This is a genomic window from Flavobacterium sp. NLM, from assembly GCF_002210235.1.
GTDB lineage: Bacteria > Bacteroidota > Bacteroidia > Flavobacteriales > Flavobacteriaceae > Flavobacterium > Flavobacterium panici.
In genome coordinates this window covers 243376-257553 of sequence record NZ_LIAC01000005.1, presented here as the reverse complement: position 1 = coordinate 257553, position 14178 = coordinate 243376, and the positions used below count along the sequence as shown (strand labels likewise).

Sequence of the window (14178 nt, the reverse complement as noted above, 5' to 3'; positions counted from 1 at the left end):
GCTGTAATAAATGAATTAAAATTTAATGTTATAAGTTATTGTTGGAATTGGAACAGAAAAAATCGATGTTTTATAAGCCTTGATTTTTCTGTCTTCGGTAACAAAATAAACATTATAAGGATTGTTTCTGCCCAGAACATTATAAACAGAAAGATTCCAGAAACTATGAGCGAGTTTTTTTATTTTGTGATTTCCTTCAAAATTAAGACCAATATCCAATCTATAATAATCTGGAATTCTATATTGATTGCTATTACTATATAACGTAAAACTCTCTCCGGCAAAATCATAAGATCCAATTGGAAAAGTAACCGGTCTGCCGGTTTGATAAACAAAATTAGTTGATAAACTATATCTCTTGGTGAATTTATAATTTAAAATGGCACTAAAATCATGTGGTTTATCATAATTTGTGGGGAAATAATCTCCGCTATTTATTTTTTCAGCATCAAATTTACTGTCCAGTTTTATTAAAGCTCTGGAGTAAGTATAGCTTAACCAGCCATTAAAATTTCCTTTTTCTTTCTTGATCAAAAATTCAACTCCATACGCTTTTCCTTCACCTTGAAGAAGTTCAGTTTCTATGTTTTCGTTCAAAAACAATTCGGCGCCAACTTTATAATCCAGAATATTTTTCGAACGCTTATAATAACCTTCTATACTTAGTTCTAATGAATTTTGAATTATATTTTTGAAAATCCCTAGCGAAAATTGATTAGAAGATTGTGGTTTAGTATTTAAATCTGAAAGCTTCCATACATCCATTGGTGATTGAGTCGTATTTGTGGACAGTAAATGCATGTATTGGTACGTTCTGTCAAAACTTGCTTTTATGGATAGATCCGGAAGTATAAAATAACGAGCTGAAATTCTGGGTTCAAAACCTCCATACGTTTTTATGGACTCATTATTAGTGTAGGTCTTACTGTCAATAACAGTTCTTTCAGATTTAGGAAGATCATCCTGATAGATGTTTTGGGTAGAAGGACCAAGTGCCGAATAAAGAGAATAACGTAAACCTAAATCAATTAAAAGTTTGTCATTGACTTTATAATTTTCGGTAAAAAACAAAGCCGACTCTAAAGCTTTTTCTTTTTCAAGTGTTTTGTTTTTAATTTGAGAGTCGTTGCTTATTGGTTTTAAGAAACCAGGGTTAATATTGTATATTTTGCTGGTAACGCCATAATTAAAGGAGTGCTTTTCATTGAGATTGTACTTCATTTTTAAAACAAACTGAGTTTCATTGATTTTATAACCGTAATCAAATGATTTTTCAGGCTGAGAATCGTAATCAATATTAAATTTATATTGGCTGTTAGTAACAATAAATGAAGATTTATTTTTTGTGTTAAAATCATGATCCCATTTTACGGTTGCTAATAAATTGCTGTATTTATAAATAGAGTCTGAATTGATGCTGTATTTATCATGACTATAATATAAAGAAGTTTCGAGATTATCTTTTGCAGTAATTTGATGATTGTATTTTAAAAGCAAATCATAAAAGGAGGCTTGACTATTATCTAATTCAGGATCTTTAATAGCCTTTAAAATCCAGTCAGAATAACTTGCTCTGCCGCCAAACAATAAGCTTGATTTTCCTTTTACTATCGGAATTTCGAGAGTAACATTACTCATTACGGGGCCAATTCCTGCTTCACCAGAAACTTTTTCGGTATTTCCACTTTTAGATTTAATATCAAAAACAGAAGAAAGACGTCCTCCAAATTCAGCAGGAATGCTTCCTTTATAGATATCGGCTTTTTTTGTTGTAAAAGGATTTACAGAAGAAAAGAAACCTAAAAAGTGAGATGGATTGTATAAAGAAGCATTGTCTAATAAAAACAAGTTTTGATCGTCTTTTCCTCCGCGTACATTAAACCCTGCAGAGCCTTCTCCGGGTGTTTTTATACCCGGGAGAGTTGTAGCGACTTTAAAAATGTCTCTTTCGCCTAAAATTAAAGGTACGTTTTTGATGTTTTCGATATCAATGCTTGTGAGACCTGTAACTGTAGAAGTTGTATTTCTTGTTCTTTTATTTTCGATGACAACTTCTTTAAGCGCATTCACATTTTCGTTTAAATTAAAATCAACTTTTCCGTTATTGTAAAGTACAATCTTCTTAGTCTTTGATTCATGTTTAATAGATTGTGTTTCAATTATATTAATGCCGGCAGGAACTCTAAAGCTATAATAACCATTTTCATCAGTTGTTGTACTTATATCTTTGCCTTTTACTTTAATAGTAATATTATATTCTGGTTTTCCTGAAACTCTGTCTTTAATATAGCCGGAAAGTGTATAGGATTGAGATTCGTTTATTAACGACTGTCTTCCAAGAGAAATAATTGAATCTGAATCTTTCTTAGAATCATTCAGATATTGCTTATTGTAAATAGGAACAATTTGTAAATTTGGCTTTTTACTAACATTTGAGTTATCAGTATTTTTAAAATAATCCTCTGTTATCGTGTTTGATATTAAAAGGCCATTGCTTAAAATAATATTGTTTTTGTCAATAATATAATTTATGGTAGTGTTATTAAAAATAGCATCTAAAATTACTGAAATAGAGGTATCCTTGAATTCTCCTGATATAAGTTCATTATTAGATAACCATTGATCCTCAAAATAAAAGTGGAAAGAAGTGTTTTTTTCGACTATTTCAAGAGCTTTTTTTCGTGTAACATTTGAATATTCTATAGAAATATTCTTTTCTTGAGAAAAGAGAACAATTGGCAGCAAGAAAAATAAACAGAAGATAAAGTACTTTTTCATTTAGATTTGGGAATAGAGCTTATAAATTGTTATCAATAAATTTTATCAAATCTGCTTTGAACTGGTATGGATTTGTCTCTTCTTGAATTTTATTTTTTTTGTAAAACTCTTTTATCTCTTTTTTTAGCGGAGGAAATATTGCGAGGATTTCTTTTTGTGTATTTACAGATGTAAATTTTGAATTATAAAGAAGCTGGTAATTATTATATTCTTTAAACTCAGTATATAAAGTAGTTTCAATAATGGTTTCTTTGGCAGTTTTAATGTGTTTAATGTATAAGGAAATATTTTTACCTAAATATTTTTCTTCAAAAAAACCGGTGATTGCTTTCGGGTATTTATATTTATTGTCAATATTTACAAATCTCTTATCATCAATTAAAAAATAATCTGTTTTTTCATTTATAAGAGTTATGCCAAATGTGTTATTGTTTTCAAATGATTTAACAAGTTCATCTTTGTATATGTCATACTTTACAAGAATGTTTTCATATAATTGATTATCGTAAAAAACAGATCCGTTAACGAAGTTTTTATTTAAATAATAGTTGTTAGTATTTTTTAAATTATAAGGATCAATATGAATTTTGCCATTATTGATGTTTAAAATTTCTTCGCCAATTGTTTTATCTAAGTAATTAGAAACGTCTTTTTTCACATTAGTCTGACAAAAACTGTTGATTGAAAGTAATAGCAGGATGAAAATTAGTGTTGAGTAATTTGTAATTTTCAATGACAGGTTTTTACAATATAGTTTGAGTTTAAAAGAGATAATAAATAATATTGTTTTAATTTTTGATCTTCCAATATCCTTTCTCATCAATATTTTTAGTTTTGTGTAGCTGTTTTCTATATAAAACTATGTTAATGAAGGTTGAAAAAAAAATAAATTAAACGAACAACATTGATTTTTAAACCAACAACATTATTCAATCTATAATGTGTTTCCTGAAAACGTTGTATTCTAGTCTTTTAGCCGTGTATTTTTAGTTGGAAAGTAGATTTAAAAACTTAAAAACCCCAATTCAACTAAATGAATTGGGGTTTTCTATGAATAAACCTTTAGTAAACTAAGATCTGATTACTCTTTTTTGTCCTCACGTGGAGGTCTTGGAACAAGTGCTTTTTTAGACACTTTTTCTTTTTTAGTTTTAGGGTCAACTCCTAAGTATTTCACTTGGAACACATCTCCCATATTAACTACATCGGCAACGTTTTCAGTACGCTCCCAAGCAAGTTCAGATACGTGAAGTAATACCTCGTTTCCTGGCGCAGCAGTATATTCTACAACAGCTCCAAAATCAAGCATTTTGATTACTTTCACTTCGTAAGCTTCTCCTAATACTGGTTTGAAAGTGATAGAAGCAATTTTTGCTAATACCGCTTCAATTCCGGCAGGATCTGTACCTAAGATTTCGATAACACCTTGCTCATCAACTTCGTTGATTACGATAGTAGTTCCAGTAGCTTTTTGTAATTCCTGAATTACTTTTCCACCAGGTCCAATTAATGCTCCAATAAAGTTTCCAGGAATAGTTCTGGTAATAATTTTTGGTGCATGAGCTTTTACGTCAGCTCTTGGAGCAGCGATAGTCTCAGTCAATTTTCCTAAAATGTGTAAACGTCCTTCACGCGCTTGCCCTAAAGCTTGCTCCATAATGTCGTAACGTAAACCATCAATTTTAATATCCATTTGACAAGCTGTAATACCATCAGCAGTTCCGGTTACTTTAAAGTCCATATCTCCTAAGTGATCTTCATCACCTAAAATATCAGACAATACAGCAAATTTCTCTCCGTCAGTAATCAATCCCATAGCAATTCCAGAAACTGGTTTTACCATTTGAACTCCAGCATCCATTAAAGCCATTGTTCCGGCACAAACTGTTGCCATAGAAGAAGAACCGTTAGATTCTAAAACTTCAGAAACAACACGAATTGTATAAGGACAATCAGCAGGAATCATATTTTTTAAAGCTCTTTGAGCTAAGTTACCGTGACCAACTTCTCTTCTTGAAGTTCCTCTTAATGGTTTTGCTTCACCAGTTGAGAAAGGAGGGAAGTTATAGTGTAAGTAGAATTTCTCTTCACCTTGTTCTGATGGAGAATCGATTTGGTTTGCTTCTCTGGATGTTCCTAAAGTTACAGTAGCCAAAGCCTGAGTTTCTCCACGAGTAAATAAAGACGAACCGTGAACTCTTGGTAAATAATCAGTTTCACACCAAATTGGTCTGATATCTGTAGTTTTTCTACCATCTAAACGAACACCTAATTCTAATACTACATTACGAACAGCTTCTTTGTTTGTTTTGTAGAAATATTTAGAAACTAAATCGCCGTCAGCAGCTAATTCTTCTTCAGTAAATAAAGCTTTAACTTCTTCTTTTACTTCAGCAAATGCAGCACCTCTTTCGTGTTTAGCCGAACCAACTTTTGCAATAGCATAAATTTTATCGTATGCAGCAACTTTTACTTTTTTATAGATTTCTTCGTTTTCTTTCTCACCTTCGTAAGTACGAATTTCTTTTTTACCAAAAGCAGCCTGTAAACGTAATTGTGCCTGAATTTGAACTTTAATAGCCTCGTGAGCAAATTTAATTGCTTCAACCATTTCAGCTTCTGAAATTTCTTTCATCTCACCTTCAACCATGGCAACAGAATCCATAGAAGCTCCAATCATCATATCGATGTCAGATTTTTCTAAATCTACTCTGCTTGGGTTGATCACAAATTTTCCGTCGATACGTGCAACACGTACTTCAGAAATTAAGTTGTAAAATGGAATGTCTGAAACTGCTAATGCTGCAGATGCAGCTAAACCAGCTAAAGCGTCTGGCATAACTTCTTCGTCATGAGACATTAACTGAATCATAACTTGTGTTTCAGCATGGTAATCATCTGGGAAAAGCGGACGTAAAACACGGTCAACTAATCTCATTGTTAATACTTCGCTGTCGCTTGGACGTGCTTCTCTTTTAAAGAAACCTCCCGGGAAACGACCTGCTGCTGCGAATTTTTCGCGGTAATCTACCGTTAACGGTAAAAAATCAACGCCTGGGTTTGATGTGCGAGCTGAAACTGCTGTTGCAAGAATCATTGTGTCGCCCATTCTTACTACTACAGAACCATCTGCTTGTTTAGCTAGACGTCCTGTCTCGATTGTGATGCTTCTGCCATCACCTAAATCGATCTTTTCTACAAATAATTGTGGAATCATAAATTTTTTCCTTATTGATTATACAATGGGTTTTAGTTGTGTTGTAGTGTTGTTGTGTGTAGTTGTTGTTGTCTAAAACCCAATGAAAAACCAAACTTTTTTTCTTGTAATATGCTTGTAATTAAATACAATATGTAAAAACAAAAAGAGGCACTTTCGCACCTCTTTTCTATATTGATTATTTTCTGATATTCAATACTTTGATAATCTCACGATATCTGTTGATCTCTTTCTTTTTCAAGTAATCCAACAAAGCTCTTCTTTTACCTACTAATAGTACAAGAGAACGCTCAGTGTTGTAATCGTGACGATTTTTTTTCAAGTGTTCAGTTAAGTGAGAAATTCTGTAAGTGAACAATGCAATTTGACCTTCTGCGCTTCCAGTGTTTGTTGCACCACCGTGTTGTGCGAAAATCTCTTCTTTCTTTTCTTTAGTTAAATACATTCCAATATTATTTAATGATTTTTATGTATGTCATACATCCTTTGTAAGACGGGTGCAAAATTACATCTTTTTTCCGAAAAAATAAATTTAAACTTTGAAAATTTTAATAATTAATCAAATTCAGGTAAAAATAATCCTTTTTTGTTGATTTTGAACTAGTTTGATTTTAAATTCAGCTATTTGTCATTCGTTTGAAGACTAATTAACAAACTAAAACCTATTTTGATTTTGCAACTTTTTTACCCGTTTGTTTCTCGTTTAAAGAGGAATAAGAAAGTTTTACATTGTTTTCGTCTATGCTTGTTCCTGAAATTAAAACTCCCTGATCGTAATTGTCTGTAAATGAAATTTTACGTAAAGCATCATTTCCAACCCAGACACCTTGTTTTAAACCGTTTTTGATAATTCCTTTTTGAGTTACAAACTTATCGGTTTCTTCATATTCTCCATTTCCATCAACTACGGTTTGATTTTTATTTTCATCCCAAAAATTAAGAATTAAAGTTTGAGCTGTTTTGGTTTTAGCATTCCACGAATTCTGTTTCTCGGATTTTTTACTTTGATTTTCGTACCAATTAATCTCTTTGCCTACTTTATGATCGTCAGAATAATTTACAACAGATTCTTTAGATCCATTTTTGAAATAACAAATAAACTCGCCATCCTTTTTTAAAATGTCTCTGTCTAAAGTACAGCCCGTCATTTTCTTTCTTCCGTTTTTGTAAAAATCGGTTACAACGTAACGTGCGCTTTTTTGAGAATAATTAGTAATTACTCTGGTATAGACATAGTTTTCGGGAGTAGCTTCACGATTTAATGAGTCAAGGAAAATTTTCTTTGAAACAACATTAATCTGCCCAAATAGATTGACTGAACTTATAAGAAGAAATATGATGAATACATTTTTTTTCATTCAGCACTATTTTTTATACATTAAAAATAGCTCTTCTAAAATAACTTAGCAACTTCTTGATTAACAAACTCCAAAAATCTTTCGTCAGCTTCTGTAAAAGGATCAATTACGTGGCTGTCAATATCAATTTGACCAATGTTTATTCCATTTACAAAAAGTGGAACAACGATTTCTGATTTCACAGTTAAACTGCAGGCAATATAATTGTCTTGTGCTTTTACATCTGGCACAACAAAATTTGCATTGCTTTCGGCAACTTGTCCGCAAATTCCTTTTCCAAAAGGAATAACAGTATGATCAGTTTCTGCACCTACATAAGGGCCTAAATGAAGTGTTTTGTTTTCGTGATTTGCAAAATAAAAACCAACCCAGTTGTAATATTCTACATTTTCGTTTAATAATTGGCAGACAGCTAATAGTTTTTCGTCTCTAACTTTATTATTATCAGATACTATAGCGCTTATTTTTGGTTGTAATTCTTGAAATGTCATGATTTGAAAATTTTATACAAAAGTATTTAAAGCTGAACTCAAAAAATACATAAATTTGAAAAAAAAATCTGTTGAAAAAATATCTAGCCCAATTCAAGCCGTTTTTAATTTTTATAGGTACTTTTTTTGCAGCTTATATTGCATTAACGCTATTATATAAATTTTATTTGAACAGTTTTAAAGCTGATGAAGTCGACGGAATTACAAATTTGGTTGGCCGCAATGTTGAGCAGTTGCTTCATGCTTTTAATTTTGATATAAAAGTTCAAAAAAGCCTTTCCGGTTCCTGGTTAGAAGTTTTATATAACAATCATTATATCGTTCGAATTATAGAAGGCTGCAATGCTGTAAGCGTTATTATCTTATTTATTGCTTTCGTGCTCGCTTTTTCGGGGAAATTTAAAGTTACCTTATATTATATCCTTTTCGGGATTGTGTTTATTTACCTTTTAAATATTGCCCGAATTGCCTTATTGACAATCTTGTTATTTCATTTTCCTGAAAAAAATCATCTTTTGCACGGCGTTCTTTTTCCGTTAATTATTTACGGAACCGTTTTTATTCTATGGATTATCTGGGTTAATAAATTTTCGAAGTATGCTAAATAAAATAAGAGAAGAAAAAACGAAAATTTTCATTTCGATACTTGTTGTTTTTTGTTTTGGAATTATTCGGGCTTTTGAAATTATGCTCTTTTATGATCCCTTCTTAGATTATTTTGAAAAGGATTTTAATAATATAAAATTGCCAGAATTCGATTCGCTAAAACTATTCCTGAACCTTTTACTTCGGTTTGTTTTAAACACTGTGCTATCACTTATTCTAATTTATACCCTTTTTAGAGACAAAGGAATTTTAATTTTCAGTTCCATTTTATACGCATTTTTTTCAGTCGTTCTTTTCGCAATGTTTTTTATAATTGTCGAATATTTTCCGGAGAAAAGCTGGCTCTTGTTTTATGTTCGAAGATTTATCATTCAGCCTATATTTGTACTTTTGTTTATTCCGGCATTTTACTATCAGCTTCAAAATCTAAAAAAATAACATTTCATTTAAATTTTATCTGACTCTTTTTAAATACTTTTGCATTATGAGAAAAAAGTGCACAGTTTTATTTTTAGCGTTCCTATTTTTGGTTTCCAACATTGGGTTTGCTTTTGATGTGCATTACTGCGGAGGAAAAATAGCTTCCGTTTCTTTAAATACTTCAGCTTCGGCATCACCAGAGAAAAAATGCTGTGGTGAAAAAGAAAAAAAATCATCTTGTTGCAAGGACAAAGTTGTAAAATTTGAAAAAAAATCAAGCGATGCAACTTTTAAGGTTTTCTTTTTCCAGCTTGCTTTTCCGGCTGTAATTCAGGAATACAAACCAATTGCGTTTTTATCTATTCCAAACTTCAAAAACAATCAGGTTATTTCGTATTATTCTGATGCGAATGCGCCTCCCTTATTCAAATTATACAATCAATACATTTTTTATTCCTGATTTTAATGTTTAGAATCAAGCCTTCTTTCTATGGCTTGCAATGAATGTTTTAGTGTTTCTTATTCTAGAGAAACTTAAAAACAGAATTTCTAAATAACATTAAAATCTTTTTTTATGCCAAAAAATATCATGCTTTTTGCGATGTTTTTACTTTCGGTTTCTGTGTTCTCACAAGAAAATTTAGAGGAAGTAAAAGTCAAAAAAAAGCAAAAAGGAATTACAAAATCCTATACCGTTACCGCAAACACATCTTTAATTACGAGTAAAGAACTCTTAAAAGCTGCATGTTGTAATCTTGCCGAAAGTTTTGAGACAAATCCATCAATTGATGTCAATTTTTCTGATGCTTTAACAGGAACGAAACAAATCAAAATGCTGGGTTTAACAAGTCCGTATTTAATGATTACCGAAGAAAATATTCCTTCGGTTCGCGGAGCGTCACAAGCTTACGGTTTATCTTTTACGCCCGGAACCTGGATCGAAAGTGTTCAAATTACCAAAGGTGCCGGAAGCGTTATTAATGGTTACGAGAGTATTTCGGGGCAAATAAATACCGAACTTTTAAAGCCATTAAGTGACATTCCGTTTTTCCTGAATGCCTACGGTTCAACCGATTCAAGATTTGAATTGAATACCCATTTTAATAAAAAGCTTTCTGATAAATGGGCAACAAGTTTATTTGTTCACGGAAATACTCGTGTGGCTAAAAATGACATGAACGATGACGGTTTTTTAGATAATCCGTTAGGAAAACAAATCAATGTTTTAAATCGTTATCAATATTATGATCCCGAAAGTGGTTTGGTAAGTTTTATCAATTTCAGATATATGAATGATAAAAAGCAAACTGGAGAAGTTGATTTTGATAAAGACCGCGATCGCGGAACTACAAATCATTGGGGTTCAGAAATCAATACAGAACGTTTTGATGTGTCTACAAAAATAGGTTATGTTTTTAAAGATATGCCTTATCAAAGCATCGGATTTCAAAATGCTTTCAACAGCCATAAACAGGATTCGTATTTTGGTTTAAATCAATATGATATTAAACAGAATAGTTTTTATTCGAATTTAATTTTCAATTCGATTATTAATAATACGAAGCATAAATTTACAACTGGTTTAAATTTTTCATACGATCAATATCAGGAATTTGTAAATGTTACAGATTACAGCCGAATCGATAATTCGGTCGGAGCATTTTTTGAATATACGTATGATAACACCGATAACTTCAGCATAATTTTAGGAGGTAGAGTGGACAATCATAACCGTTTAGGCTTTTTTGCTACACCAAGACTTCATGTTAGATACAATCCTTGGAAAAATGGAGTAATTCGTTTTTCTGCCGGAAGAGGAAAGCGATCGGCGAATATTTTTGCAGAGAATCAGCAGCTTTTTGCAAGTTCAAGAACCTTTTCAATTTTAGACAACAGCGGAAAAATTTATGGTTTAAATCCCGAAATTGCATGGAATTACGGAGTTAGTTTTTCGCAGAAATTTAAACTTTTCGGTAAAAATGCCGATGCCGGATTTGATATCTACAGAACCGATTTTCAAAATCAGGCCGTTGTAGATTTAATGCAGAGTCCGCAAGAGGTTTTGTTTTATAATTTAAAAGGAAATTCTTTTGCGAATAGTATTCAGGTAGAATTCAATTACGAGTTAATTCACAACTTAAATTTAAGAACAGCTTATAAATACTATGACATTCAAACCGATTATTTAAGAGGGACTTTTCAACGTCCGCTGCAGGCGAAACATCGTTTTCTTGGAAATTTAGAATACGAAACAACGTTGAACAATGATAAACAATGGAAGTTTGATTATACTTTTAATTGGTCTGGAAAACAACAGCTTCCGTACACAGCTACGAATCCTGCTGAAGACCAGTTTCCTGATTTCTCGCCTTCGTATGCTGTTATGAATGCTCAGGTTACAAGGGTTTTCTCGTCAGTTTTTGAGGTATATATAGGAGGTGAAAATATTGGAAATTACAAACAGCAAAAAGCGATTTTAGGAGCAAATGATCCTTTCGGACCAAATTTTGATGCTTCGGTTGCGTATGCGCCAATTTTTGGGCAAATGTATTATGCCGGATTACGATTTAAAATAAAATAATAAATTTATAACATTAAATAATAGACAATGAAAAATTTGATTTTAATAGCAATGATAACTTTTTTAGGATTTTCGGCTCAGGCGCAGACTAAAAAAAATAAGAATTTAAAATATACTGTAGAAGTTAACGGAAACTGTGAACAATGCAAAAAACGAATTGAAAAAGCTGCATTTGGAGTTCCGGGTGTAAAAACGGCTTCCTGGGATATTAGTACGCATCAGCTTACTGTGATTTTAAACGAAGAAAAATCTTCTCCACAGGATTTGAATGCCGCAATTGCAAAAGTAGGACATGATACAAAAGAAGTAAAAGCCGCAGATGCTGATTATGAAAATCTCCATTCTTGCTGTAAGTACGAGAGAGAAAAATAATTTTAAAAGCCCGAGTTAATCTTCGGGCTTTTTTATATAGTTAATTTATCTTTAAAATATGGCTTTTAATTGTGGTTAAGGTAAATAATTGTTAATTTCACAAACTTATAAGTATAACCAAATTCGTTTTATGAATAATTTTGAGTGGACCCAGTTACTAAACCCTGAATTCTATATAACTTTAAGTATCGGAGGTTTTGAGATTGGGTTATTTATTGTTCTGTTTATAGTTTTTGCTGAAACAGGACTTTTTGCAGGTTTTTTTCTTCCAGGAGACAGTTTGCTTTTTCTAGCTGGAATTTATAGCCGCGACTTAATTCAAAATGTTGTTTATATTCCGGGAGATTTTATCAATGTATTTTTGCTTTCGACAGCTGTAGCCGTAATGGGCGTTTTTGGAAATATGACTGGTTATTGGTTTGGAGCAAAAAGCGGTTATTATTTATTCAAAAAAGAAGATACATTTTGGTTTAAGAAAAAATACCTTTTGCAGTCAAAAGATTTCTTTGAAAAATACGGTGGAAAAGCAATCATTTACGCACGTTTCCTGCCAATCTTTAGAACTTTCGCGCCAATCATTGCCGGAATAGTTTCTATGGATAAAAAGAAATTTATGTTTTATAACATCTTAAGTTCTTTCTTGTGGTCCTTCATTTTAATCTTTGCCGGACATTATTTGTATGGTGTCTTTTTGAAAAAAGGAATTGATTTAAAAGAACACATCGAATACATCATTATAATCATCGTTATAATTTCTACATTCCCTGTTCTATTGAAACTTTTAAAAAAGAGACCAAGCGAAGAAATATAATTAAAGAATAAAATAAAAAAAGTCCGAAGTTTTAAAAATCTTCGGACTTTTTTATTTTCTATTGTTTAGATGATTCATTCAAATAGCAAATTAATTATACTGCATTTTAAATATAGCCCGCGGTTTCAACCGTGGGACGCAATATATGTAATCGCATGTTATGATTTGTATTCCATTCTTTTCCCACGGTTGAAACCGTGGGCTGGGCTATGTTTACAGAATGTTTTTATGTTGTTATCCAATGCAAAGGTAAAAATCTCTACAATTGGAATTTGGAATTTAAAAATTAGAATTTAAAATTTAAAACCCTACCACTCATTAACCTTATTGGCATCCATTTTTAAGAAGATAAACAATAAAATAGTGAATCCCCAAAGTCCCGAACCTCCATAAGAAAAGAAGGGCAGAGGTACTCCAATTGTTGGGAAAATACCAATAACCATGGCAATGTTTACAAAGAAGTGTATAAACAAAATTCCGGCGACGCAATAACCGTAAACCCGACTGAATTTAGTTTTTTGCCTTTCTGCCAAATAAATTACTCTCAGGAATAAACCTGTAAAAAGTAAAATAACAACCAGAGAACCTGTAAATCCCCATTCTTCGCCAACAGTTGTAAAAATATAATCCGTATGTTGTTCTGGAACGAATCCGCCTTTAGTTTGAGTTCCTTCTAAAAAGCCTTTTCCAAGCCATCCACCAGATCCAATAGCAATTTCAGATTGATTAGTATTATAACCAATACCTTTCATGTCAACGCTTTTTCCTAAAAGAATATTAAAACGATCTCTATGGTGCTGTTTAAATACATTATCGAATACATAATCAACAGAAAGAACAAATCCAGAAATCAGTACCAATAAAATGGCACTTAAAAGGAGATTTCTATCAACGGCTCTTCCTTTAAAATGTATAATAATTAGAACACCCAGTGCAATTAAAATAACAACATAAGGTTCTAAAATAAGCGTTAATACAAATAATAAAATGGTAATAAAACCAGTCCAAACGTACCAAGAGGGTAATCCTTCTCTAAATAAAACAAGAATAAAAACGCTGTAGATTAATGCACTTCCCGGATCGGGCTGTGGTAAAATAAGCATTACGGGCAAAAATACAATTGCCAAAGCCTGTAATTGCCTGTTTGTTTCTTTAAGGTTAATTTGCGTATCACTTAAATATTTGGCTAATGCCAATGATGTAGCGGCTTTTGCAAACTCTGACGGCTGAAGCGTGAAACTTCCTATAGCGTACCAGCATCGCTGACCAGCAATCGTTTTTCCAAAGAGAAACAATCCGGCTAAAGACAATAATGCCACACCAAAAATAATACTGGCGTATTTTTCGTAAAATTTTCCATCAACAAATAACACAACAAAAATTAGTGGAATTGTACATCCAATAAAAATTAATTGTTTTTGATATGTTCCATCGGTTGATAATAATGAAGAGGAATAAATATTCAGCCACCCCAATGTTACCAGCGCAATGTAGATAAAGACACTTATCCAGTCAATGTTATTTTTTACACTTTGATTTCTCAT

General features: G+C 31.9%; 13 protein-coding genes. 6 read left to right on the top strand and 7 right to left on the bottom strand.

Annotated elements, in window-relative coordinates; translation table 11 throughout:
- Positions 1-15: 15 nt before the first annotated feature.
- The 6 genes from APR43_RS08195 to APR43_RS08170 form a co-directional block, all read right to left on the bottom strand.
- Positions 16-2778: a TonB-dependent receptor domain-containing protein gene (locus tag APR43_RS08195; protein WP_053470041.1), complete on the bottom strand. Its 2763-nt coding sequence runs from the start codon at positions 2776-2778 to the stop codon at positions 16-18.
- A gap of 19 nt (positions 2779-2797) precedes the next feature.
- The gene (locus tag APR43_RS08190; RefSeq protein WP_053470042.1) at positions 2798-3598 is read right to left on the bottom strand and encodes a hypothetical protein; all 801 of its coding nucleotides are present in this window, start codon (positions 3596-3598) and stop codon (positions 2798-2800) included.
- Positions 3599-3859: 261 nt separating this feature from the next.
- Positions 3860-5995, bottom strand: a complete 2136-nt coding sequence (locus APR43_RS08185) for a polyribonucleotide nucleotidyltransferase (protein WP_053470043.1) — start codon at positions 5993-5995, stop codon at positions 3860-3862.
- 178 nt (positions 5996-6173) lie between these two features.
- Positions 6174-6440, bottom strand: a complete 267-nt coding sequence (rpsO, locus tag APR43_RS08180; protein ID WP_007804772.1) for a 30S ribosomal protein S15 — start codon at positions 6438-6440, stop codon at positions 6174-6176.
- A 217-nt stretch (positions 6441-6657) separates the two neighbouring features.
- On the bottom strand, positions 6658-7353 hold the full coding sequence (locus tag APR43_RS08175; RefSeq protein ID WP_053470044.1) for a hypothetical protein: 696 nt from the start codon (positions 7351-7353) through the stop codon (positions 6658-6660).
- A gap of 35 nt (positions 7354-7388) precedes the next feature.
- On the bottom strand, positions 7389-7844 hold the full coding sequence (locus APR43_RS08170) for a GAF domain-containing protein (protein WP_053470045.1): 456 nt from the start codon (positions 7842-7844) through the stop codon (positions 7389-7391).
- Positions 7845-7915: 71 nt separating this feature from the next.
- Here APR43_RS08170 and xrtF point away from each other — a divergent pair, with 71 nt between their 5' ends.
- The 6 genes from xrtF (at position 7916) to APR43_RS08140 (ending at position 12634) form a co-directional block, all read left to right on the top strand.
- On the top strand, positions 7916-8452 hold the full coding sequence (xrtF, locus tag APR43_RS08165; protein WP_053470046.1) for an exosortase family protein XrtF: 537 nt from the start codon (positions 7916-7918) through the stop codon (positions 8450-8452).
- Positions 8442-8888, top strand: a complete 447-nt coding sequence (locus APR43_RS08160) for an exosortase F system-associated membrane protein (protein WP_053470047.1) — start codon at positions 8442-8444, stop codon at positions 8886-8888. The genes xrtF and APR43_RS08160 overlap by 11 nt, the downstream gene beginning before the upstream one ends.
- A gap of 43 nt (positions 8889-8931) precedes the next feature.
- A complete protein-coding gene (locus APR43_RS08155; protein ID WP_088636398.1) occupies positions 8932-9330 on the top strand; it encodes an HYC_CC_PP family protein in 399 nt (132 codons plus the stop codon).
- A gap of 114 nt (positions 9331-9444) precedes the next feature.
- Positions 9445-11451, top strand: coding sequence for a TonB-dependent receptor plug domain-containing protein (locus APR43_RS08150; RefSeq protein WP_053470049.1), 2007 nt, complete (start codon positions 9445-9447; stop codon positions 11449-11451).
- A gap of 27 nt (positions 11452-11478) precedes the next feature.
- A complete protein-coding gene (locus APR43_RS08145) occupies positions 11479-11823 on the top strand; it encodes a heavy-metal-associated domain-containing protein (protein ID WP_053470050.1) in 345 nt (114 codons plus the stop codon).
- Between the two features lie 130 nt (positions 11824-11953).
- Positions 11954-12634 (top strand): DedA family protein, encoded by a 681-nt coding sequence (locus tag APR43_RS08140; RefSeq protein ID WP_053470051.1) that lies wholly within the window; start codon positions 11954-11956, stop codon positions 12632-12634.
- A 308-nt stretch (positions 12635-12942) separates the two neighbouring features.
- On the opposite strand, the gene rodA is transcribed toward APR43_RS08140, so the two are convergent.
- Positions 12943-14178 carry a rod shape-determining protein RodA gene (gene rodA / locus APR43_RS08135; RefSeq protein ID WP_053470052.1) on the bottom strand — a complete coding sequence of 412 codons (1236 nt, stop codon included), beginning with the start codon at positions 14176-14178 and terminating at the stop codon, positions 12943-12945.